General features: G+C 60.7%; 17 protein-coding genes and 3 tRNA genes. 9 read left to right on the plus strand and 11 right to left on the minus strand.

Going from position 1 to position 23,711, the window contains the following annotated elements; all coding sequences use genetic code 11:
* The first annotated feature begins 34 nt into the window (after nucleotides 1-34).
* Entirely contained in the window at nucleotides 35-1,348 is a 1,314-nt protein-coding gene (locus RXV86_RS05210; protein WP_316298039.1) for an ATP-binding protein, read from the plus strand.
* Nucleotides 1,349-1,351: 3 nt separating this feature from the next.
* Here the strand turns inward: RXV86_RS05210 and RXV86_RS05215 are convergent.
* The 10 genes from RXV86_RS05215 to speB form a co-directional block, all read right to left on the minus strand.
* Nucleotides 1,352-1,426 (minus strand) — tRNA-Met (locus tag RXV86_RS05215).
* Between the two features lie 2 nt (nucleotides 1,427-1,428).
* Nucleotides 1,429-1,502 (minus strand) — tRNA-Trp (locus RXV86_RS05220).
* A gap of 297 nt (nucleotides 1,503-1,799) precedes the next feature.
* Nucleotides 1,800-1,873 (minus strand) — tRNA-Gly (locus tag RXV86_RS05225).
* 36 nt (nucleotides 1,874-1,909) lie between these two features.
* Nucleotides 1,910-3,106, minus strand: coding sequence for a glycosyltransferase family 87 protein (locus RXV86_RS05230; RefSeq protein WP_316298041.1), 1,197 nt, complete (start codon nucleotides 3,104-3,106; stop codon nucleotides 1,910-1,912).
* A gap of 84 nt (nucleotides 3,107-3,190) precedes the next feature.
* Nucleotides 3,191-4,573: a DUF2235 domain-containing protein gene (locus RXV86_RS05235; RefSeq protein ID WP_316298043.1), complete on the minus strand. Its 1,383-nt coding sequence runs from the start codon at nucleotides 4,571-4,573 to the stop codon at nucleotides 3,191-3,193.
* 65 nt (nucleotides 4,574-4,638) lie between these two features.
* Nucleotides 4,639-5,040 carry a cupin domain-containing protein gene (locus RXV86_RS05240; protein WP_316298044.1) on the minus strand — a complete coding sequence of 134 codons (402 nt, stop codon included), beginning with the start codon at nucleotides 5,038-5,040 and terminating at the stop codon, nucleotides 4,639-4,641.
* Between the two features lie 50 nt (nucleotides 5,041-5,090).
* The gene (locus RXV86_RS05245) at nucleotides 5,091-5,753 is read right to left on the minus strand and encodes a hypothetical protein (protein ID WP_316298046.1); all 663 of its coding nucleotides are present in this window, start codon (nucleotides 5,751-5,753) and stop codon (nucleotides 5,091-5,093) included.
* A 2-nt stretch (nucleotides 5,754-5,755) separates the two neighbouring features.
* Nucleotides 5,756-7,801 (minus strand): ASKHA domain-containing protein, encoded by a 2,046-nt coding sequence (locus RXV86_RS05250; RefSeq protein WP_316298048.1) that lies wholly within the window; start codon nucleotides 7,799-7,801, stop codon nucleotides 5,756-5,758.
* Between the two features lie 102 nt (nucleotides 7,802-7,903).
* Complete coding sequence (locus RXV86_RS05255; RefSeq protein ID WP_316298049.1) at nucleotides 7,904-8,380, minus strand: rhodanese-like domain-containing protein; 477 nt, start codon at nucleotides 8,378-8,380, stop codon at nucleotides 7,904-7,906.
* 166 nt (nucleotides 8,381-8,546) lie between these two features.
* Nucleotides 8,547-9,506, minus strand: a complete 960-nt coding sequence (gene speB, locus RXV86_RS05260) for an agmatinase (RefSeq protein WP_316298050.1) — start codon at nucleotides 9,504-9,506, stop codon at nucleotides 8,547-8,549.
* A 132-nt stretch (nucleotides 9,507-9,638) separates the two neighbouring features.
* On the opposite strand from speB, the gene guaB reads away from it, so the two are divergent.
* The 7 genes from guaB to RXV86_RS05295 all read left to right on the plus strand — a co-directional run bounded on the left by guaB (nucleotide 9,639) and on the right by RXV86_RS05295 (nucleotide 19,919).
* Nucleotides 9,639-11,087: an IMP dehydrogenase gene (gene guaB / locus RXV86_RS05265; RefSeq protein WP_316298052.1), complete on the plus strand. Its 1,449-nt coding sequence runs from the start codon at nucleotides 9,639-9,641 to the stop codon at nucleotides 11,085-11,087.
* Nucleotides 11,087-12,250, plus strand: a complete 1,164-nt coding sequence (locus RXV86_RS05270) for an RsmB/NOP family class I SAM-dependent RNA methyltransferase (protein WP_316298054.1) — start codon at nucleotides 11,087-11,089, stop codon at nucleotides 12,248-12,250. The genes guaB and RXV86_RS05270 overlap by 1 nt, the downstream gene beginning before the upstream one ends.
* 146 nt (nucleotides 12,251-12,396) lie before the next feature.
* Entirely contained in the window at nucleotides 12,397-14,766 is a 2,370-nt protein-coding gene (locus RXV86_RS05275) for an ATP-binding protein (protein WP_316298056.1), read from the plus strand.
* Nucleotides 14,767-15,218: 452 nt separating this feature from the next.
* A complete protein-coding gene (recA, locus tag RXV86_RS05280; RefSeq protein ID WP_316298057.1) occupies nucleotides 15,219-16,301 on the plus strand; it encodes a recombinase RecA in 1,083 nt (360 codons plus the stop codon).
* Between the two features lie 9 nt (nucleotides 16,302-16,310).
* The gene (locus RXV86_RS05285; RefSeq protein WP_316298058.1) at nucleotides 16,311-16,868 is read left to right on the plus strand and encodes a hypothetical protein; all 558 of its coding nucleotides are present in this window, start codon (nucleotides 16,311-16,313) and stop codon (nucleotides 16,866-16,868) included.
* 89 nt (nucleotides 16,869-16,957) lie between these two features.
* Nucleotides 16,958-19,630 carry an alanine--tRNA ligase gene (alaS, locus tag RXV86_RS05290; RefSeq protein WP_316298059.1) on the plus strand — a complete coding sequence of 891 codons (2,673 nt, stop codon included), beginning with the start codon at nucleotides 16,958-16,960 and terminating at the stop codon, nucleotides 19,628-19,630.
* A gap of 1 nt (nucleotide 19,631) precedes the next feature.
* Nucleotides 19,632-19,919, plus strand: coding sequence for a DUF1330 domain-containing protein (locus RXV86_RS05295; RefSeq protein WP_316298061.1), 288 nt, complete (start codon nucleotides 19,632-19,634; stop codon nucleotides 19,917-19,919).
* Between the two features lie 73 nt (nucleotides 19,920-19,992).
* Here the strand turns inward: RXV86_RS05295 and typA are convergent, their stop codons facing one another.
* Nucleotides 19,993-21,810, minus strand: coding sequence for a translational GTPase TypA (gene typA / locus RXV86_RS05300; RefSeq protein ID WP_316298062.1), 1,818 nt, complete (start codon nucleotides 21,808-21,810; stop codon nucleotides 19,993-19,995).
* Nucleotides 21,811-21,945: 135 nt separating this feature from the next.
* On the opposite strand from typA, the gene argS reads away from it, so the two are divergent.
* Nucleotides 21,946-23,691: an arginine--tRNA ligase gene (argS, locus tag RXV86_RS05305; protein WP_316298064.1), complete on the plus strand. Its 1,746-nt coding sequence runs from the start codon at nucleotides 21,946-21,948 to the stop codon at nucleotides 23,689-23,691.
* Nucleotides 23,692-23,711: the final 20 nt, after the last annotated feature.

Genomic DNA, 23,711 nt, shown 5'->3' on the forward strand with positions numbered 1-23,711 from the left:
TTTCTTCCTGATTGGATTGGGCCTAGGAATAGGCATGTTTTTCGGATGGCTCAAACGCTATATGCCGCGCTCGCTCTATGGGCGGGCGGCACTGATTCTGATCCTGCCTGTGGTGCTGTTGCAACTGGTGGTGTCGATCGTGTTCGTTCAGCGCCATTTCGAAGGGGTGACTCAGCAGATGGCGAACACCGCCAGCCGCGAGATCCGGCTGGTGATGAATACGCTGGAAAGCGGTTCCGAGGTGATGCAGGGGAGCGCTGGTCTATCCGAGCAGTTGGAAATTGCTGTGACGCCTCTGGTGGCGGCGCAGGTGCCGGACGGCAACCATCGCCGGTGGTATGACTTCTCCGGGCTGATCATGCTGGAGGAGTTCAACCGGTTGGTGCCGGGGTTGCTTGCGGTGGACTTGCCGGACGATCACGTGGTGCGCTTCTATGTGCAGACAGAAACCGCCGGGCCGGTGATGCTGGAATTCGACCGCCTCAGGGTGTCGGCGCGCAATCCGCACCAGCTCTTTGCCAACATGATCTTTTTCGGCATCCTGCTGACTGTGATCGCCTTCATCTACCTGCGCAATCAGCTGCGGCCGATCAAGCGGTTGTCGCGGGCGGCCGAGGCCTTCGGGCGCGGGCGCAACGTGCCGTTCCGGCCCACCGGCGCGATAGAGGTGCGGGCGGCAGGCAATGCGTTTCTGGACATGCGCGCCCGGATCGAGCGGCAGATCGAGCAGCGTACGCTGATGCTGTCGGGCGTGAGCCACGATTTGCGCACGCCGTTGACGCGGATGAAGCTGGGCCTGTCGCTGCTCGATGAGGAGGATCGTGCGCCGCTCAAGCGCGACGTGGAAGAGATGCAGCGGTTGCTGGATGAGTTCCTGTCCTTTGTCCGCGATGCCTCGGAGGGCGAGGCCGAACCGGTTGACCCGATTGCGTTGGTGAATCAGCTTGTCGAAGATTGCCAACGGGCGGGCGATGCGGTGGTGATGCTGCCGTCTGTTGGATCGGGCGAAGTTGGTTTGCGACCGGTGGCGATGCGCCGGGCGGTGGAAAACCTGATTTCCAACGCGGTGCGTTACGGCAAGCAGGCTGAGGTGTCGGTGGAACTGACCGAGAAGAGCTTGCGCATTCGGGTCGAGGATGACGGGCCGGGTATCCCGGCAGATCGTCGCGAAGAGGCGATGCGGCCTTTTTCAAGACTGGATTCGGCCCGCAACCAGAACAGCGGGTCCGGGGTTGGACTGGGACTGGCGATCGCGGTCGACGTGGCGCGCGCCCATGGCGGGGTGCTGCGTCTTGGCAAAAGCAAGAAGCTCGGTGGATTGCGGGCGGATATTGTCGTGGCGCGGTAAGGGTGGTTGCAGCGCCTGGGGTCGAACCAGCAACCAAGGTGTTATGAGCGCCGCGCTCTGCCGCGGAGCTACGCTGCAATTGGCACGGGTGGTAGGAATTGAACCCACATCTTCAGGGTTGGAAGCTGATGTTCTACCGTTGAACTACACCCGCGTATTGCGGGCGACATGCAAAAGCGTCGCCACTGTTTAGTGCCGTCGCCATTTCCTCGATATGTGCATGATCAGTTTCATGGCGGAACCACTACCTTAAGGGTGAGTCTTGGTCAATCCGCCTCACGTGTCCACAGCAGCATTCTATGTTGGCTATGTGGTGGCCCTGGCGTGATGCCTTCGGGGAAACTGCGGGTCTCATTCTCCCGAAGGCTGCAAAATGCTCCTGATTTTACCCACGTCGCGCACTGGGAGAGCAGTGGTGATAAGTTTTAAGTTATTGAAAAAAGGATAAAATTGGAGCGGGTAACGGGAATCGAACCCGTAACTAAAGCTTGGGAAGCTGCCGTGATACCTTTTCACCATACCCGCGCTCGAGGCGTGAGATAGCCTGCGGGGCAGATGGGGTCAAGCGGTGCCGTGGCCCTCGGCCAGGAAGAGCGCGCGGAGGCTGAGGGCAAGGGTGACGAGGTAACCCAGGGCACCGAGGGCGGGCGGCTGCGAGAGGGCGAGGGGTCCGGAAAGGAGGACCGTCAAGAGCCCCCAGCCGGTGGCGAGAAGTAAGGCGGCGATCAAGATGGGCCGCGCCGCGCCGGTGGTGTGAGCCGACAGGGTGGGCAACGCCAGCGCAAGGCCCGGGGCGAGAGCAACGAGGTCGTAATCGTAGCCATAGGGGCTGATCCCCAGCCCGGCAAAGATCGAGAGCGCCAGCAGGTGTGGCATCTGCCAGCGTTTGATCAGGGCGATGATGATCGTGCCGAGGAGTGTTGCGGCCAAGAGCGCCTGGGCTGCCAGGGCAAAGCCCCCAGGGGCGCCCAGTGAGCGCAGCAGGGCGTAGAGCGAGGTCATCCGCTCCATCGGGTAGGCACCGTGGCGCAGGAAATTGCCAGAGTCGTGCACGGAGGTCAGGAAGGCCTGCCATATCTCTACACCATAGACCCACGTCGCGAGGGTCAATGAACCGACGAGGACAAATACGGCGGTAAACACCATCCGCCAGCCGCCGCGGAAAAGGGCGACCAGCCCGATGCCGAGGCCGAGATGGGGTTTGAATGCGAGCAAGCCAAGCGGCACCCCGGCGCTCGCTGGGCGGTTGCGCAGGACCAGAAGGAAAGTCAGGGCAAAGAGCAGTGCGGTGAGAAAGCCGTTCTGCCCGGCGCGGATGTTCATCAAAATGGCAGGCAGAGTGAGCATCACTGCCGGGATGGCATGCCCCGGGGCAAGGCGTGTGAGCGTCCAGATCAGCATTGCAAGCGTGAGACCGGTGAAAAGCGCATAGCCGATGCCGACGGGGACCCGCGACAGGACCTGGGTGAATAGCCCGAACTGCGGCGGGTAGGTCCAGGGCATGAAGATATCACCACCCGGTTTTGTCTTCTGCCAGGCCTCGAAGGCGGGCGCGTCATAGGGCAGGGCGGGTTGGCCCGCGCTGGAGAGTTCGCCCACATAGTGGAATATCTTGTAGTCGATGGCGCCGGGCTCCTGTCCGAGCCAATGCGGCGCGCCGATTTGTATTGCGGTGATGACAATCAGGGCAAAAAGCGCCAGTACAACCGTGCGGAAGCTCTGTGCGCGCAAGCGAATAAGGGGTGTGTCGGGTGTCATACCTGCTCTGCCTTCCCCGTTTGGGGGGTGATGCCTGTTTTGGCGGCAACTTAGCAGCCTGCATGGCGCAGGTCCATTTCGTGATCAGTGCAGATCGAGACTTGGGTCTTTTTCGTCCTCATCGGGCATGTGACGCGGTTCGAACAATGGGAAATACCAGAAGCCGAGCCAGCCACGGCGGATCAGGGCCGGTGGCCCGTCCTCGCGCCGGGTCAGGGATTTGGGCACGAATTCAAGGATCGCCCAGAGCCGTGCGGCAATGCTGTGCGAGAAGGAATTGTGCAGCGGCCCGTTGGGGTTGGGGCCAATATAGGGCAGGCCGCCCGGGGTCTTGGCGCCCTCGACCTTGCCTTCGAGATAGCGCGCGCGCGCGCCGTTCGATTTGCCTTCTCCCTTGAGACGCAAGCCAAGGGGCATGTCGGGCAGGGGCGTGTCGCGATGGGTGTTGTCCTCGGCATCGGCTTCGGCCTCGACCTCTTTCAGGCGGTCAAGCATCCAAAGCAGGGTGAGCTTGCCAATGCCGCTTTCGTCTTCCCTGGGAGAACCGCCGATATCCGAGTGATAGCCGGGGAACCAGCGCTGCACCACGTATTGCGCCCGTTTGGTGCTGGCGTCGCGGAAGTTGTTTCCGTGGTAGAAGGGTTTGCCTTCGAGCGGGCCGGGCTCTTCACCAAATTCAGCTTGATCCATTTCGGGTCTCCAGCGCATGGCGCGGAACATCGTGCGGCGTTCATGCTTGGCCAGGGCCTGGATCACGATGCGCACCGAGACGTTGGAATTGACGCTGGGATGGGTGCCGAACTCGACGATGCTGCCGGTGGAAAGAAGGTTACGGACGGGGCGGCGGAAACGGATGAGTGAACTGACGGTATCAAAAAGCAAAAGCGCCCGGATCGGGGCCGATTTTGGTCGCAGGGCGCGTTCATATTCCCGCAGGGACTGAAAAACGAGGTCGTCTTTGGCATTTTTCCTGGAATCGCTCACTTGGCGATAGGCCCGAAAGACCGGGGCGACAAGATGCAGTTTCGACCGGTCGACGAAGCCGAAGTTATGGATGAACCCGGCCAGCATGCGGGCAGCATAGGCGCCGCGCGAAAAGCCGGTGATGTAGATCTGATCGTTCTCAAATGCCTCGCGCTTGGCCTTGCGATCCGTGCGGTTGCGATAGCGTGTGTCGCCGGAAACATAGTTTTCGCAAATCACGCGATAAGCGGACAGCACATCGTCTTCCAAGCCATAACCAAAGGTCTGTCCAAGAAACCCGCGCATCATCTTGCGTAACTGACCAAACCATTGCGGCCCGTAATAGGTGCCGATGCCCATGATGTAATGGGTCATCTGATCAGGATCGTTCTTGTCCAGCGTCTTGTAGAGCTTAAGGACATTTGTTTCGCGGTCGCCGATTTCGTTCCCGGTTCCGTCAATACAGATGATGATCTTCTTTTGTGGTGTAATGGCTGTGGTCATGGGGCCGCCTCCTTGTGCTCAGGGTAGAGCGGAGCGGCGCAAAATCAACGGGGGGTTTCCATACCTCAGCCGATGTCGCGGTAATCGGCATCGGTGACCTTTTCCAGCCAGTCCGCTGCGGAGCCGTCTTTCTGTTCCTGGGCCGCGATATGGGTCATGGCGCAATCGGGTGAAGCTCCGTGCCAATGTTCTTCCCCTGGAGCGAACCAGATCACATCGCCGGGGAAGATTTCGCGCACAGCACCGCCGCGTGTGCCGCAGCGGCCCTTGCCGGAGGTAACGATCAGGGTCTGGCCATAGGGATGGGTGTGCCAGGCGGTGCGGGCGCCCGGCTCGAACGTGACCGAAAGGGCGTGAAGCCGGGCCGGGTCGGGGGCCGAGATGATAGGATCGAAACGGACAGTACCGGTGAAATAGTCCGGGTTGGGTAAGGTAGAAGGGCGGGAGCCGGCGCGGTGGATATCCATGATCAGGGCCTTTTGCTGGTGATGCACAGTGAATGCGCAGCCTACGCGGCTCAGAACAGCAAAAGCAACCGCGCCTCACCCCAAAGGATATGCCACCAGAGGTAATAGGCCAGCCGAAACCCCAGCATCAAGGCAAAGCCGTGGCGGCGCAGAAGGTAGAGCTGAACCAGGGAAATGCCGAAGATGTTGATGGCGGTAACGATTTGGGTCCAGTCCGCCGATCCGGTCCATCCGGCGGCCATCTGAAAGGCGGGTTCGGATAGGGCCGCGAGCAGAATGGTCGGCACGGGATTGCGGGTTAACGCAAAGACCAGGGCGGCGGGTAAAAGGTGAAACGCGGTTTCCGCAACCAGCATGATGGCGGGATAGAACAGCAGGCTTTGGGGAAAGCGTGCATTTATGTCGGCTGGGAAGGGGTGCAGGGTGTCGACGGTGATTGCGACAGCGGCAAACACCAGTGACAGCATCAAAGTCGGGGTCGCGCGGGGCTTCTTGCGCAAAGGGGCAACAAACCCCGCTCTTTGCAGGTACCAGAGCGAGGGAGCGCCGATGAGAAGGCACAGCGCCAGCATCGAGATTGGTGGCAGGTCTAATCCATAACCGCTGAATCGCCGGGCGGTTGCGGGGTCAAAGGCGAAGCTTGCCAGCCCAGCGGCGACGTAGCACGCGAGCAGGATCGGAAGCTGGTCCGCTATCTTGCGTTTGCGCGCCACGATCAGCCGCGGCGACGACGCCGGCGCCGTCCACCACCATCGCCGTCATCGTTGCCGCCGGTGTTGAAGCTAACATCCGGCAGATCAACAACGGCGTTGAGGATCGGGAAGGGTTCAGCGGAGTTTGGCAGCGCCGAGGCGTTGACGAAATGCTCTTGGAAGCGAGGTTCGACCGCGGTCTCGATCTTGACGATGTCGCGGACGGTCTGTTCGATCTCGCTGCGCGCCTCGGAGTTCAACAATGCGATACGAGCTCCGGTGCCGGCAGCGTTGCCAGCAGAGGTGACTTTGTCGAGCGGACAGTCGGGGATCATACCCAGAACCATGGCGTGTTTAGGCGAAATATGCGCTCCAAACGCGCCCGCCAGCACGATCCGGTCCACCGTGTCGATCTCGAGCTTGTCCATCAGGAGGCGCGCACCGGAATAGAGCGCGGCCTTGGCCATCTGGATGGCGCGGATGTCGGGGTTGGTGACGGTGATTGCGGGGTTGTCTTCGGTGCCCTGCCACAGGACATAGGCTTGGGTGCGGCCATCAGGGATGCAGCGTGCACTACCGGTTTGATCAGCGTTTCCGATGAGGCCAGAGGCGTCGACAAGGCCCGCAAGGCGCATCTCGGCGATGGCCTCGATGATGCCAGAGCCGCAGATTCCGGTGATGCCGGTATTGGCAACGGCAATATCGAACCCGTCCTCGTCCGACCACAATTCGCTACCGATGATACGGAAACGGGGTTCTTTTGTGACGGGGTCGATTTCGACGCGTTCAATGGCACCGGGCGCGGCACGCTGGCCCGAACTGATTTGCGCGCCCTCAAAGGCCGGTCCGGTGGGCGACGAGCAGGCCAGCACCTTGGTCTTGTTGCCCAACTGGATTTCGGCGTTGGTACCGACATCTACGATCAACACCAGATCTTCGGACTTTTCTGGGGCCTCGGACAGCGCCACGGCGGCAGCGTCCGCGCCGACATGCCCAGCGATACAGGGCAGGATATAGGTCCGCGCCGCCGGGTGCAGGTTTAAGTCGAGGTCCGCCGCGCGCAGGTGCAGGGCGTCGGAGGTGGCCAGCGCAAAAGGGGCCTGGCCCAGCTCGTAGGGATCGATACCGAGGAACAGATGGTGCATGACCGGGTTCATCACGAAGACCGCGTCCATGATTAGCGCTTTGTCGATCTCGGCCTCGGCGGCGATCTGGGTAAAGAGCGCGTTCATACCCTCACGCACGGCGTTGGTCATTTCATCGGCGCCGCCGGGGTTCATCATCGAATAGGAGACCCGGCTCATCAGGTCTTCGCCAAAACGAATCTGCGGGTTCATCAATCCGGAGGAGGCGACCACTTCACCGGTTTGCAGATCGCAGAGGTGAGCGGCGATTGTGGTAGAGCCGAGATCGACGGCAAGGCCATAGATCGAGCCGTCATAATAGCCGGGCCAGAGATGCATGATGCGGGGACGTTCGCCGGCCTCGCCCATGTGAATCGCGGCGGTAACGGCCCATTTGCCCTTGCGCAGGGCGGATTGCAGTTCGTGAAGGATGTGCAGATCGGGGCATACATCCTTGATTTCCCATTGATCCTCCAGCGCGGCAACCAGTCGTTCAAGGTCGCCTGACGGGTCGTGCATGTCGGGTTCCTGCACCTCGACATAATGCAGGCGAACGGATGGGTTCATGACAATGTCGCGGGCCTCGGCACGTTTGCGCACGACCTGCTTGTGGACCTGGGATTCGGGCGGCACGTCGATCACAACGTCATTTTGGATCGTGGCCTGACAGCCCAGGCGACGGCCTTGTTTGAGACCGCGCTTGTCCTCATATCGCTGCTCGACGGCGTTCCATTCGGAAAGTGCATCGTCGGCTACCGTGAGACCGTGCTTGGGAAACTCGCCATAGGAGGGCGTAATCTGGCATTTCGAGCAGATACCACGGCCGCCACAGACGGAGTCGAGATCGACCCCAAGCTGGCGCGCTGCGGTCAGCACCGGGGTGCCAACGGGGAAATTTCCGCGTTTGCCGGATGGGGTGAAGATGACGAGAGGTTCTTTGGTCATGCGCGCGCTCTTGTTTCTCAGTTAACGACACAATAGGCGCTTTGCGCGCCGCGAAAAGATGCAGAGCGGCATAATCTTTTCCGGTTGCGGCATTTCAAGGGGTCAGCGGCGCGCCGGGTCGGTCTGATCGGGGCGTGGTGCGATCTCGATCAGCTCTATCGCGTCGTCGCCATCGATCTCGTTGCCCTTGGTGTCGATAAGTTCCTGGTCCGCGTCGTTCCAGCCCTTGATACCCAGCTTGACCGAGCGAGCATCGGTGAAGCCCATCTCGGCCAAGGTTTCGGCGGCAAAGGCCGAACGGTTACCAGAGCGGCAGATGATAAGAACGGGTTTGTCACGGGCGGTGACAAGGCCGGGTTCGGTTTCGGCGTAGTCCCACTCGGCAGCGCTTTCTAGGATGCCGCGCGGGACGTTGAGAGAGCCGGCGATGCGGGCGCGGGCGAACTCGTCACGTTCGCGGATGTCGAGCAGTAGCGCATCGGGGTGTTCGGCGATGATATCGGGGACGTCCCACGGCATGATTTCGGTGATCCGTTGGGCGGCCTCGGCGGCGAGCTGGTTGTAGGTCTTGCGGGTCATGCGGCAGTCCTTGCTTGGTGGCGGCAAGTGATAGAACGCGGGCCGTGGCGGCTCAAGCCGCGGGATGTCGCAGTCGGGCCAAGGCCCTTCGAAGGGCCTTGGAACGCAATTTCGAAATTGCGTGCAAGCGCCTTCGAAAGCGCTTTTCCCTATCGGAACCCGCTCCCTATCGGAATCCGCGGGCGTGGAAGATGAAGCCGAGAAGGTTCAGCAGCACCTGCGCCGCCAGGATCGCGGTGGAGCCGGATTGGTCATAATCGGGGGCGACCTCGACCAGATCGATGCCGACCACCTCGTGGTGTTTGGCGACCTGTTGCAGCAGTTCGAGCACGTCGTAGTAGAGGAACCCGCCATGGGACGGCGTGCCGGTGCCCGGCGCAATCGACGGGCAGAAGGCGTCGATGTCTATGGTGATATAGACCCTTGCGCCCTTGGGGATTCGTTTGCGCAGACCCTTGGGGCCGAGCGCCCGGGCCTGGCGAACGGAGAGGATATCGGACCCCATGGTGCGGGCGTCGTCATAGCCCTCTTTCGCGGTCGAGCTGACATTGCGGATGCCGACCTGGGTCAGGCCGGTGACGTAAGACTTTTCGGCCGCGCGGCGCATCGGGTTGCCGTGGCCAAAGCGCACGCCGTGGCGCTCATCGACGAAATCGAGATGGGCGTCGATCTGCAGGATGTGAACGTCGCCCTGACCCTCGAAAGCGTTGACGCAGGGGATGTTGATCGAATGATCGCCGCCAATGGTGACCGGCAGGGCGCCCGCGGTCAGCGCCGCGCGCACCCCGGCCTCGATATTGGCGTGGGATTTGACGGTGTCGGTATGCACGATATCGGCGTCGCCCATGTCGATCATGCGGACCGAACCGGGCAGGTAAATCGCGTCGTCCTCGTGGTCATAGGCCCCGGCATGACCGAAGCTGAACAGCGTCGAGGCCTCGCGCACGGCGCGCGGGCCGAAGCGGGCCCCCGAGCGCCACTGGGTGCCGAAATCGAAAGGGGCGCCAAGGATGGCGACGTCGGCCTCGAGCAAAGACCAATCGGCGACATAGGGTCGTTTGCCAAAGGTCGAAATTCCTACGAAGGGCAGGTCGAGCCGCCCGCTTTCATATCCGTGATCGCTCATGGTCCCATTTCCTCGGTTTTTGGGCAGCGTGACCGCGTTTGTCGCATGGGGCAAGCGCGAATTGGGGTTTCCCCCAAGCGGCTTCCATGCAATAGGGACGTGCCAACCGATCCCGAGCTTTGGAGAGCCAAGATGGAGATTCGCGAGGCCCTGACCTTCGATGATGTTCTGCTTGTACCCGGTGCGTCAAGCGTGCTGCCCAGCACAGCCGATACGCGCACGCGCGTGACCAAGAGCATTGACCTTAACATCCCGCTTTTGTCGAGCGCGATGGACACCGTGACCGAGGCGCGCATGGCAATTGCTATTGCCCAGGCTGGCGGCATGGGGGTGATCCACAAGAACCTGACTGTTGAACAGCAGGCGCGCGAGGTGCGCCGGGTGAAGCGGTTTGAAAGTGGCATCGTCTACAACCCGGTGACGCTAAAGGCTTCGGATACCATCGCCGACGCCCGCGCCTTGGTCGAGCGTTACAATTTCACCGGCTTCCCGGTGACCGATGAAACCGGCCATATCGTCGGCATCGTCACCAATCGTGACATGCGGTTTTCTACCAGCGACGAGATGCCGGTAAGCGCGGTGATGACCACCAACGACCTAGCGATGTTGGCAGAACCGGCGGACCTGGACGAGGCCAAATCCCTGATGCGCTCGCGTCGGATCGAGAAACTGCTGGTGCATGATGGCACGGGCAAGCTGACCGGGCTGTTGACGTTGAAGGATACCGAACAGGCCGTGTTGAACCCGACCGCGTGCAAGGATCACCTTGGGCGGCTGCGGGTGGCGGCAGCCTCGTCAGTGGGGGATTCGGGGTTTGCCCGCTCCGAGGCCCTTGTTGACGCGGGTTGTGACATCATCGTGGTCGACACGGCACATGGCCATTCCGAGGGGGTGATCGAGGCGGTGAAACGCGCCAAGACCCTGTCGAACGAGGTGCAGATCATTGCCGGTAATGTCGCAACGGGCGAGGCCACGCGCGCGCTGATCGACGCCGGTGCCGATGCGATCAAGGTCGGGATTGGGCCGGGCAGCATCTGTACCACGCGGATGGTGGCGGGCGTGGGCGTGCCGCAGCTGACCGCGATTTCCGATTGTGCCAAGGCCGCCGGTGATGTGCCGGTGATCGCCGATGGGGGCATCAAGTTTTCGGGTGATTTTGCCAAGGCGATTGCCGCGGGGGCATCCTGTGCAATGGTCGGTTCGATGATCGCAGGGACTGATGAGAGCCCGGGGGAAGTCATTCTTTATCAAGGCCGTAGCTTCAAAAGCTATCGTGGTATGGGCTCGCTTGGCGCCATGGCACGGGGCTCGGCCGATCGTTATTTCCAGAAGGACGCAGCCAGCGACAAGCTGGTGCCGGAAGGGATCGAGGGTCAGGTGCCCTACAAGGGGTCGGCAAATGCGGTGATCCACCAGTTGGTGGGCGGTCTGCGCGCGGCGATGGGATATACCGGCTGCGCCACTGTCGAGGAAATGCGCAGGAACTGTAAATTCGTCAAGATCACCGGCGCGGGGCTGAAGGAAAGCCATGTGCATGACGTGCAGATCACCCGCGAGAGCCCGAACTACCGGATGGGCTGATGACACCGGGCGCGCGGGTTCAGGCGGCGATCGAGTGTCTTGAACGTATTCTCGATAGGGTGCCTGCTGAAAAGGCATTGACCGGGTGGGCCCGGGGCGCGCGCTACGCCGGGTCCAAGGACCGCGCCGCTGTGCGCGATCATGTCTATGATGTGCTGCGGCAGAAGCGGCTATGTGCCCTGCGAGGTGGACGCGAGGACGCACGGGCGCTGATGATCGGGCTGGTTCGGGTGCAAGGGGGTGACCTGCCGGCCTTGTTCAACGGGCAGGGTCATGCACCGGCTCCTCTGAGTGAATCCGAGGAAATGGCTGGCGACCTTGCCGTCGCGGCCCCGCCCGAACTGCCCGAATGGTTGCTGCCGGCGTTGCGGGACCAGTTCGGAGAGGGACTGCAAGACGAGTTGGATCAGCTATGTCAAAGGGCCGAAGTCTTCCTGCGGGTGAACTTGCGCAAGAGTGATGTCCCAACCGCGCGCGCGATGCTTGCAGAGGATGGGGTAAAAGCCGAAGCATTTTCGTTGGCGTTGGCCGCGTTACGGGTTGTCGAAGGGCCGCGGCGGATCAGGAATTCAAAGGCCTATCAGCAAGGGCATGTGGAGTTGCAGGACGCGGCCAGCCAGGCGGCGATGGAATTGATTGAACTCGCCAAGTGTTCGAAAATTCTCGATTATTGCGCCGGAGGTGGTGGAAAAACATTGGCGCTTGCCGGGCGGGAAGACGCCCGGTTCTTTGCCTATGATGCTAACGTGCAGCGGATGCATGATCTGCCCATCCGTGCCAAGCGCGCCGGGGTGACGGTGCAGATTTTACAGGAAAAGTCTTTACGCAAATTTGTGCCCTATGACTTGGTGCTATGTGACGTGCCGTGCTCGGGCAGCGGCACCTGGCGGCGTGATCCAGATGCCAAGTGGCGATTCACCCGGGAAAAACTGAACGATCTTAACGAGGTGCAGAGCGAGATTCTGGATCGCGCCGCGCCGCTTGTGGCGCAGGGCGGGACGCTGGTCTACGCCACTTGTTCTCTGCTGGCCGAGGAGAACGAGCATCAGATTGCCGCATTCCTGGCGCGTCATCCGGATTGGCGAGTGACGCTGCAGAAACGCTGGTCACTAGTCGACGGTGCGGACGGGTTCTTTTCGGCACACTTGCGTCTAGAAGATTAATCGCGCAAATTCAACCATGGCGGGAAATGCATTTCGGTTAACGCCGGATTAAGACTTTGGCGGACAAAGTCGGGGCAAGAATCGTCTGAAGGGTTGGGTAATTGACGCATACGGCACTAACGCCCGGGCAAACCACTCGCACTGCGATGCGGCTGAAACCACGCGCGGGGCTGATCGCCGTGATCGCGGCGTTGTTCTGTGCGGCGGGTTTCTGGATTGGCAGCGGCGCGGTTGCGAGCTTTTTCTGGCTTCTGGGCGGAACGCTCATGGCCGTTGTCGGCGCGGTTTTTGCGCTTATCTGGGCGTTTCGGCTGCGCAACCGCAGGGCACAGGACCTGGTTTCGCAATTCGTCGCTCAGGACGCGGCACCATGCTTCGTTACCGATGACGAGGGTGAGCTGTGGTATGTCAATGACGCCGCGAAAGACCGGTTTCGTGGGGATGCGCTGACATTGGCCGGGCTTTTGGGTGATGTGTTCGCCAGCCCGCTTGCGGTGCTGCACCGGCTACGCCGCAAGGCCGAAAAAACCGGCGCCGCGCGCGAAGATATTGCCACCCGTAAGGGCAGCGTCCGTCTGTCGACCCACCGGCTTGGCAGCGGAGAATACCTGTGGCGGGTCGAAGAGATCGGCCCGCGTTCCAGCGCCAGCAGCGGCGATGCCAGTTTCCTGCCGCTGTTGACGGTCGGGCGAAATGATACAGTGCTGTTCATGAACGACGCCGCGCGGCGTCTGGTTGGGGAACGGGTCAAGGCGCTGGACCGGTTGTTTGTCGATCTGCCGCCGCGTCCGGGCGAAGCGAACGCGCTCAACACCACGTCCGGCACGGTTCAATGCATTCTTGCCGAACGCGAATTGCCCGGTGGCCGCAGGGAAATCGTCATGGTGCCGACCGACACGACCGAGGAGAGTGAGGTTGCTTTGCCCGTGCCTAGTGATGGGGGGTGGAACGATGTCGAGGCCTTGCCAGTGCCGCTGCTGAAGGTGGCCCCGGGGGGCGAGGTTCTGCTGTCGAACCGTCTGGCCCGCGATCTGCTCGGGCGGCAGGACTGTACCGGTGTGCATCTGGCAACGATGATGGAAGGATTGGGGCGGTCGCTGACCGATTGGTTGTCCGAAGTGTCGACGGGCCGCGAAACCAACAGTTCGGAATTCCTGCGGGTGACTCGTGAAGACCGTGAGGTCTTTGCGCAGGTGATGCTGAAACGTGCCTCTGATCCAGGTGATCCCGCGCTTGTGGCGGTGCTAAATGATGCGACAGAGTTGAAGACTCTTGAGGCGCAATTCGTGCAAAGCCAGAAAATGCAGGCGATCGGACAGCTTGCCGGGGGGGTGGCGCATGATTTCAACAACTTGCTTACAGCGATTGCTGGGCATTGCGACCTGCTCTTGCTGCGCCACGACCAAGGGGATCCGGATTACAGCGACCTTGTGCAGATCAATCAGAATGCCAACCGGGCGGCGGCGCTGGTCAACCAGTTACTGGCGTTTTCCCGCAAACAGACGTTGCGGCTGGAGGAACTGGATCTGCGCGATACGTTATCAGACCTGACTCATCTTCTAGGCCGGCTGGTAGGTGAAAAGGTGACACTGACCCTGACACATGATCCAACGCTGCACCGACTGCGCGCCGACAAGCGGCAGTTGGAGCAGGTGGTGATGAACCTGGTGGTGAACGCCCGGGACGCAATGCCCAACGGCGGAGAGATCAGGATTGAGACCCGGAATCTGAGTTACCCCAAGCAGGTGCGGCGCGACCGGGCGACGGTGCCCGCTGGCGATTATGTCGTGGTCGAGATACGCGACGAAGGTGTCGGCATACCCACCGACAAGTTGCAGAAGATCTTTGAACCCTTCTACACCACGAAACGCACAGGTGAGGGCACCGGACTGGGTTTGTCAACGGCCTATGGCATTGTCAAACAGAGCGGCGGGTTCATTTTTACCGAAAGTACCCCGTCGGTTGGCACCTGCTTCACCCTGCTGTTTCCGGCGAATCAAACCGTCAGGGACGAAGCCCATGCTAACCCTGCAACGCATCCTGCCGAATTCCAACCCGCTGCAACACCGCCCGGGCTGGACCGGTCGGGGGCGGCGTCACCCGCACCGCATGAAGGTGATGGAGCGGGAGAGGGGGCAAGTGATGCCGATGGTGACGGGGTAATCCTGTTGGTTGAAGACGAAGCCCCGGTACGCGCCTTTGCATCGCGCGCGCTGCGGTTGCGCGGCTATACGGTGCTCGAGGCGGAATCCGCTGAGGACGCACTTGAGATGCTGGAGGAAACCGACCTTTCGGTGGATATTTTCGTGACCGATGTGATCATGCCGGGCATGGACGGTCCCAGTTGGGTGCGCCAGGCGCTGGAAACTCGACCGGGAGTGCGAGTGGTCTTTGTTTCGGGCTATGCCGAGGATGCCTTTGGTGAGGGGCAGATGAAAATCCCCAACTCGGTCTTCCTGCCGAAACCGTTTTCGCTGTCGGAACTGACCGATACTATTCGGCGGCAGTTGCACTGAAGCGAGACGTTAAGGTGGTACCAACTGCCCGGCCACCTTACCGGTTCGAGGATAACGGCGGCCACGTTGAGATCCGCGCCGATGAACTTCTCGACCTAGGGCAAGAAGACGCGGTTGTAGCGATAGACCGACGCGTGTTGCAGTTCGGGCGGGCTTGTCTCGGCGATGTTTGCCACGGGTGCCAGGGTGGATTCGACAGCCTTCGTGCCGGCCTTCGAAACAAACAGGGTTGCCAGCTTAGCGTTTGAAAATAAGAGTATTTCCGGCGTTTCCGGGACCCATCCCACTTACCTGCATGGACGTAAACTACTCTTTAACCATTCTCGAAAAAAGTAGGCGCAGGAGTAATTTTAGTTGAAATGTTCTCATTTTGGTCTCATACGGAACAAGAGGTGAACAAAAACTCCCGATTGCTGCCGGTTGGTGGCTGTGGAATAAGAAAGGCGACAGAGATGGCAACGGCAAAAGTTCTCGATATGAAAAAAGGCAACGGCGACAAGCAGAAGGCGTTGGATAGCGCACTGGCTCAGATCGAGCGGCAGTTCGGCAAGGGCTCGATCATGAAGCTGGGCGCGGACAATGCAGTGCAGCAAATCGAGTCGACTTCGACCGGATCGCTGGGGCTGGATATTGCCCTTGGCATCGGCGGGTTACCCAAAGGACGGATCATCGAGATTTACGGTCCCGAAAGCTCGGGCAAGACGACGCTGACGCTGCATTGCGTGGCCGAGGAACAGAAAAAGGGTGGGGTTTGCGCCTTTGTTGACGCCGAACACGCGCTTGACCCGCAATATGCCAAGAAACTGGGTGTGAACCTGGACGAGCTGTTGATTTCGCAGCCCGACACTGGCGAACAGGCGCTTGAGATAACCGATACGCTAGTGCGTTCGGGTGCCGTGAGCATGGTGGTGGTCGATTCGGTGGCCGCGTTGACGCCCAAGTCGGAACTGGAAGGCGACATGGGGGATTCCAGCGTCGGAGTACACGCCCGATTGATGAGCCAGGCGATGCGCAAGCTCACCGGGTCTATCGCGCGCTCGAACTGCATGGTGATCTTCATCAACCAGATCCGGATGAAGATCGGCGTGATGTTCGGCTCGCCCGAAACCACCACTGGCGGTAACGCGTTGAAATTCTATTCAAGCGTCCGGCTGGACATTCGCCGCATCGGCGCGGTCAAAGATCGCGACGAAATTATTGGGAACCAGACCAAAGTCAAAGTGGTCAAGAACAAAGTGGCACCGCCCTTCCGCGTGGTCGAGTTCGATATTCTCTATGGTGAAGGCATCTCCAAGACCGGTGAGTTGATCGATCTGGGCGTGGCCGCGGGCGAGGTGCAGAAATCCGGCGCCTGGTATTCTTATGGTGATGAGCGCATCGGCCAGGGCCGCGAAAATGCGCGCCAGTTCCTCAAGGATCATCCAGAAATCGCGCTGGAGTTGGAAGATAAGATTCGTGCGGCGCACGGGCTTGATTTCGACCTGCTGGATGGGCCGGCCGGTGCCGATGGCGACGATGAATTGCTGGATGGCTGACGAGATCGGATGACTCAAGCCACCAAGGATGAGCTTTATCGGGCCATTCCCGATATTCTGGCCGCCCCCAAAGACGGGGCGGTCATTGACATGTTATGTCTGCGACCGGGCTACGGCGAGCGCAAGTTCGTGGATCAAATCGAGGTCACGCGCAGTGGCGGTATCCCGGGCGAACGTTGGGTCACGGCACCTTGGCTGAGGCTGGAGGATGGCAAGCCGCATCCGGGTATCCAGGTCTGTGTCCTGCAGAAACGTGTGCTGGACCTGGTCTGGCGGGATCGCGAGAACACACCTCATCCCGGTGATACTTTCATCGTCGATATGGAACTGAGCGAAGCGAATTTGCCGGTCGGTCAGCTGTTGCTGGCCGGCGGCGCGGTGTTGAAGGTTTCGGATGTGTTCAACGATGCCTGCGTGAAGTGGAAGGCACGCTATGGCGCGGCGGCCAAGGATTGGGTGACGGCACCGGGACACCCCGAATTGCGACTGCGCGGTCTCCTTTGCAGCGTCGAGCGGGACGGGGTCATACGCAACGGGGACAGTCTGACCAAACTCGCTGCCGATTAGGTGCGGGAGCCCCATGTCCTGTGGACAGGCGGCTGGGTAGGGGATAAACCCCGTCTGAACCGCCAAATTCTGCAAAAGAGACAAGAAAAATGGCCAGCCTGAACGACATCCGGTCGACCTTTCTAAACTTCTTCGCCAAGAACGATCACGAGATCGTGGCATCGAGCCCGCTAGTGCCGCGCAATGACCCGACGCTGATGTTCGTCAACTCGGGTATGGTACAGTTCAAGAACCTGTTCACCGGGGTCGAAACCCGCGACTACAAGCGCGCCACTACGGCGCAGAAATGTGTCCGCGCGGGCGGCAAGCACAACGATCTGGACAATGTCGGCTACACCGCGCGCCACCACACGTTTTTCGAGATGCTGGGGAATTTCAGCTTTGGCGACTACTTCAAGGACGAGGCGATCCCCTTTGCCTGGGAGCTGATCACCCGCGAATACGGCATCCCGAAGGACAAGCTCTATACCACCGTCTATCACACCGATGACGAGGCGTTCGAGATCTGGAAGAAGGTTGGCGTCCCGGAAGACCGGATCATCCGCATCGCTACGTCGGACAATTTCTGGCAGATGGGGCCGACCGGGCCGTGCGGACCCTGCACCGAGATTTTCTATGATCACGGCGATCACATCTGGGGTGGCCCTCCGGGCAGCCCGGAAGAGGATGGCGACCGGTTCATCGAGATCTGGAATATCGTTTTCATGCAGAATGAGCAGTTCGAAGATGGCTCGATGAAGGCGCTGGACATGCAGTCGATCGACACCGGCATGGGGCTGGAACGGATCGGGGCGCTGTTGCAGGGCAGCCATGACAACTACGACACCGATCTGTTCAAATCGCTGATCGAGGCCAGCGCCGATGCGACCGGCGTTGATCCTTATGGCGACAAGAACGTTCACCACCGAGTGATTGCGGATCACTTGCGCTCGACGTCGTTCCTGATTGCTGACGGGGTGATGCCGTCAAATGACGGGCGCGGTTACACCCTGCGCCGGATTATGCGGCGGGCGATGCGGCATGCGCATCTTCTGGGCGCCAAGGACCCGGTGATGCATCGGCTGGTTCCGGCGCTGGTGCAACAGATGGGAGCTGCTTACCCGGAACTGGGGCAGGCCAAGGCGCTGATCGAAGAGACATTGGAATTGGAAGAAACCCGGTTCCGCAAGACCTTGGATCGCGGGCTGAAGCTTTTGGATGATGAAGTGTCCGACCTGGGCGAGGGCACGGCGCTGTCCGGTGAAGCAGCGTTCAAGCTTTACGATACCTATGGTTTCCCGCTCGACCTGACCCAAGACGCGCTGCGCGAGATGGGGCGCGAGGTCGATGTCGACGGCTTCAAGGTCGCAATGGAAGAGCAGAAGCAGAAAGCCCGTGCCGCCTGGTCGGGGACTGGTGATGCCACCGAAAGTGCGGTGTGGTTTGACGTGGTGGACGCTGCGGGCGCAACCGATTTTCTCGGCTATGACACTGAAAAGGCCGAGGGCCAGATCGTGGCGCTGATCGTCGACGGGACCGAAGTTGAGCAGATCGCCGAAGGGCAATGCGGCTGGGCTGTGGTCAATCAGACGCCGTTTTATGGTGAATCCGGCGGTCAGGTCGGTGATACCGGCGTGATCCGACGGTTGGACAATCGCGATGATTGCGCGGTGGTGACGGACACGAAGAAATTTGCTGACGGGCGGCTCTATGCCCATGCCGTTGAGGTAAAACGCGGAACCTTGCTCAAAGGCGATCCGGTGGAGCTTGAGGTTGATCACGCGCTGCGCAGCGCGATCCGGGCCAACCACTCGGCCACGCACCTTCTGCACGAGGCGTTGCGGGTGCATCTGGGGGATCACGTGGCACAGCGTGGGTCCTTGAATGATGCTGAGCGCTTGCGCTTTGACTTCAGCCACGCCAAGGGGCTGAGCGGGGATGAACTGCGCGCGGTTGGGGAAGAAGTGAACGGCTTCATCCGTCAGAACTCGACGGTCAGCACAAGGATCATGACGCCGGATGATGCGCGCGAGATCGGGGCACAGGCGCTGTTTGGCGAGAAATACGGTGACGAGGTGCGCGTGGTGTCGATGGGCACCGCGCCAACCGGCAAAGGCTCGGGTGGCGAGACCTATTCGATCGAGCTGTGCGGCGGCACCCATGTGAAACAAACCGGTGATATCGGGCTCTGCGTGATCCTTGGGGATAGCGCATCGAGTGCCGGTGTGCGCCGGATCGAGGCCCTGACCGGGGCGGCGGCATTTGAATACCTGGAACAGCAGGCAGCCTTGGTGGCCAATCTGGCGGGGGCGGTCAAGGCACAACCGGGTGAGTTGCCCGAGCGGGTCAAGGCGCTGATGGATGAGCGCAAGGCGTTGCAGAACGAGGTGGCTCAGCTGCGCCGCGAACTGGCCATGGCTGGTGGCGCGGGGCAGGGCGGTGGTGCCGAAGCGGAAGAGGTCAACGGCGTCAAGCTGATGGCGCAAGTTCTGAAGGGTGTGTCAGGAAAGGATCTTCCGGCGCTGATCGACGAGCATAAGCTGAGGATTGAAAGTGGTGCCGTTTTGCTGATCGCGGAAGATGGCGGCAAGGTGGCCGTGGCCGCGGGCGTGACTAATGACTTGACCGAGACGCTCTCGGCAGTTGACCTTGTGCGGGCGGCTGTGGCGGAGCTGGGTGGCAAGGGTGGCGGTGGCCGTCCTGACATGGCGCGTGGCGGCGGCCAATCTGCCGACAATGCCGACGCGGCGATCAAGGCGGCCAAGGCCGCGATGGGAGGATAAGATGGGTGCACTTTGGATTGCGCATGTGACCGTGACCGATGCCGAAGCCTATGGCAAATATGCCGAGCTTGCGGGCCCGGCGATTGCCAAGCACGGCGGACATTTCATTGCCCGGGCCGGGCGGTTCGTTCAGCTTGAGGGAAAGGAGCGTCCGCGCAACGTGGTCGCCAAGTTCCCGTCCGTCGAGGCGGCGGTGGAGTGTTACAACTCGCCGGAATACCAGGAAGCGCTGAGTCATGCGCGCGGAGCAAGCGAGCGTGAACTGATGGTGGTTGAAACCAGCGAATAGACCTGGTTTCGCAGGGCGAATCCAGCCCTACGCAGAAAGAAGGCCGGGGATTAACCCGGCCTTTTGTTGTTTATCAGTAAGTCTTGGCCGCGCGTTTGCGCTCGTGTGGGTCAAGGTAACGTTTGCGCAGGCGGATCGCGTTGGGGGTGACCTCGACCAGCTCGTCGTCGTTGATATAGGCGATAGCCTCTTCCAAGGACAGCGTGATCGGCGTGGTCAGGCGAACCGCCTCGTCTGTGCCCGAGGCCCGCACGTTGGTCAGTTTCTTGCCCTTGAGCGGGTTCACCTCGAGGTCGTTTTCACGGCTGTGTTCGCCGATAATCATGCCGGTATAGATTTTCTCCTGCGGCGAGATGAACATCTTGCCGCGATCTTCGAGGTTCCACAGGGCATAGGCCACGGCCTCGCCGTTTTCCATCGAGATCAGAACGCCGGCACGGCGGCCAGGAATGGTGCCCTTGTGCGGGGCCCAGCCGTGGAACACGCGGTTCAGAACGCCGGTGCCGCGGGTGTCGGTCAGAAACTCGCCGTGATAGCCGATCAACCCACGTGACGGTACCTGGGCGATGATGCGGGTCTTGCCGGCACCGGCGGGGCGCATCTCGGTCAGCTCACCCTTGCGGGTGCCGGTGATCTTCTCGATCACCGCGCCGGAATACTCGTCATCGACGTCGATGGTGACTTCCTCGATCGGCTCCATGCGCTGGCCATCCTCTTCGCGCATCAGCACCTGCGGGCGCGAGATGGAAAGCTCGAAGCCTTCGCGGCGCATGTTCTCGATCAGAACACCCATCTGCAGTTCGCCCCGGCCTGCAACCTCAAAGGCTTCGCCGCCGGGCGTGTCGGTAATTTTGATGGCGACGTTGGATTCCGCCTCTTTCATCAGCCGATCGCGGATGACGCGGGACTGCACCTTCTTGCCGTCGCGACCCGCAAGCGGCGAGTCGTTGATGCCGAAGGTCACAGTGATGGTGGGTGGATCGATCGGTTGGGCGTCCAGCGGGGTTTCTACGGCCAGGGCACAGATCGTGTCGGCCACGGTGGCCTTGGACATTCCGGCAATCGAGACAATGTCACCTGCCTGAGCCTCGTCGATGTCCTGTTGTGACAACCCGCGGAAAGCCTGAATTTTGGTGACCCGGAATTGCTCGATTTTCTGACCGACGCGAGACAGGGCTTGCACCGTGGCGCCGACTTTGAGCTTACCGGTTTCGACCCGGCCAGTCAGGATGCGGCCCATGAACGGGTCGGCTCCCAATGTGGTAGCCAACATCGAGAAATCTTCGCCCTGATGGGCGATCTGGCGCGGCGCGGGCACGTGATTGACGATCAGGTCAAACAGCGCATGCAGATCCTTGCGCGGGCCGTCGAGTTCGAAGTCGGCCCAGCCGGAACGCCCAGAGGCATACATATGCGGGAAGTCGAGCTGGTCGTCATCGGCGCCCAGATTGGCGAAAAGATCGAAACACTCGTCCAGCGCGCGGTCGGGCTCTGCATCGGGTTTGTCGACCTTGTTCAGTACCACAATCGGGCGCAGGCCAAGCGCCAGAGCCTTGGAGGTGACGAACTTGGTCTGCGGCATCGGACCTTCGGCAGCATCGACAAGCAGGACAACGCCATCAACCATGCTGAGAATCCGCTCCACCTCGCCGCCGAAATCGGCGTGGCCTGGGGTGTCGACGATGTTGATGCGCGTGGTTTTCCATTCAACGGATGTAGGCTTGGCGAAGATGGTGATACCGCGTTCGCGTTCCAAATCGTTGGAATCCATCGCCCGTTCGGCAACAGCCTGGTTTTCCCGGAAAGCGCCGGATTGTTTGAGCAGTTCGTCCACAAGCGTGGTCTTGCCGTGGTCAACGTGCGCGATGATCGCGATATTGCGAAGGTCCATGATGATGCGTTCCCTTGAGTTGGCGCTGCGCCTAACCTGCCTGAGACCAAAAGGCCAGAGCCAAAGCGCGGCCCCGGGTTGCGGTGGGGGCAAGGTGTGATAAATGCAGGCGTCAGATCAGTCAGGATAGGCCAAATGAACCTTTTTTCCGATATTCGCACGCTTGTGATCCAAAGTCTTGAGGCCATGCTGGACGAGGGCACGCTGCCGCGCGATCTGGATTTCGCCAATGTTGCGGTCGAGCCGCCGCGCGATGCGGGTCATGGCGACATGGCGACCAATGCGGCGATGGTTCTGGCCAAGCCTGCCAAGATGAAGCCGCGAGACATTGCCGAGGCGCTGGCAGGGAAGCTGGCTGCGGATGACCGGATTGTCAGTGCCGAGGTGGCCGGGCCGGGGTTCTTGAACCTGCGGTTGGATACGGGCGTTTGGCAGGGAGTGGTAAAGGCGGCGCTGTCCGAGGGGGCGGAATTTGGTCGCTCGGCCATGGGGCGAGGTCAGCGGGTGAACGTGGAATATGTCAGTGCCAACCCGACTGGCCCACTGCATGTGGGCCATACGCGTGGCGCTGTGTTTGGCGATGCGTTGGCGTCGCTGCTGGATTTCGTCGGCTATAAGGTGACCCGCGAGTATTATATCAACGATGGCGGCGCTCAGGTTGATGTGCTGGCGCGGTCGTCTTTTGAACGTTATCGCGAGGCCTGTGGGCTGGAGCCAGAAATCGCAGAGGGGCTGTACCCCGGTGATTATCTTGTGCCGGTGGGTGAGGCGTTGAAGGCGAAATATGGTGAGAGCCTGCTTGATCAGCCCGAGGACAAGTGGCTGGAAGAGGTGCGCGAGTTCGCCACTGAAAAAATGATGGACCTGATCCGCGAGGATTTGGGTCAGCTTGGCGTGAAGATGGACGTGTTCTTTTCGGAAAAATCGCTTTACGGCACAGGCCGGATCGAGGCGGCGCTTGAGGCGTTGCAGGATAGGGGCCTGATCTATGAAGGTGTTCTGGAGCCGCCCAAAGGCAAGAAGCCCGAGGATTGGGAACCGCGCGAACAGACCCTGTTCAAATCGACCGAGCACGGCGATGACGTGGACCGGCCAGTAAAGAAATCCGACGGTAGCTGGACCTACTTTGCGCCGGACATCGCGTACCACTTTGATAAGGTTTCCAGAGGCTTCGACGCGCTTATTGATGTTTTCGGCGCCGACCATGGTGGCTATGTCAAGCGGATGAAAGCGGCTGTTTCCGCGCTTAGCGATGGCAAAGTGCCGCTTGATATCAAGCTCACCCAGCTGGTGAAGCTGTGGAAGAATGGCGAGCCGTTCAAGATGTCGAAACGCGCCGGCACCTTTATCACCCTGCGCGACGTGGTCGACCGGGTCGGTCCGGACGTGACCCGGTTTCACATGCTGACCCGCAAGAACGATGCGCCGCTGGACTTTGATTTCGACAAGGTTATGGAACAATCCAAGGATAACCCGGTCTTTTATGTGCAATATGCCCATGCGCGGGTCTGTTCGGTGTTGCGCAAGGCTGCGGATGCGGGGATCACTGCTGATGATGCCACGCTTATGGCTGCCGATTTGGGCAAACTGGATCACGATGCTGAGCAAGCGGTTGCCAAGAAGGTTGCCGAGTGGCCGCGTCTGGTGGAAACCGCGGGACGTACCAACGAGCCACATCGAGTGGCGTTTTATCTCTATGAACTGGCCAGCGAATTCCACTCGCTGTGGAACCGGGGCAATGACGAGGCCTCCTTGCGATTCCTGCAGGAGGGCGATGCGGCCACAAGCCAGGCGAAAATCGCTCTGGCGCGTTCCGTGGCCGTTGTTATTTCTGCAGGGCTTGGTATTCTAGGCGTGTCTCCAGCGGAAGAAATGCGGTAAAAAGCCGCCAACGCTGGGGA

Source organism: Aliisedimentitalea sp. MJ-SS2 (genome assembly GCF_032586155.1).
In the GTDB taxonomy this organism is placed as follows: domain Bacteria; phylum Pseudomonadota; class Alphaproteobacteria; order Rhodobacterales; family Rhodobacteraceae; genus JAWHTC01.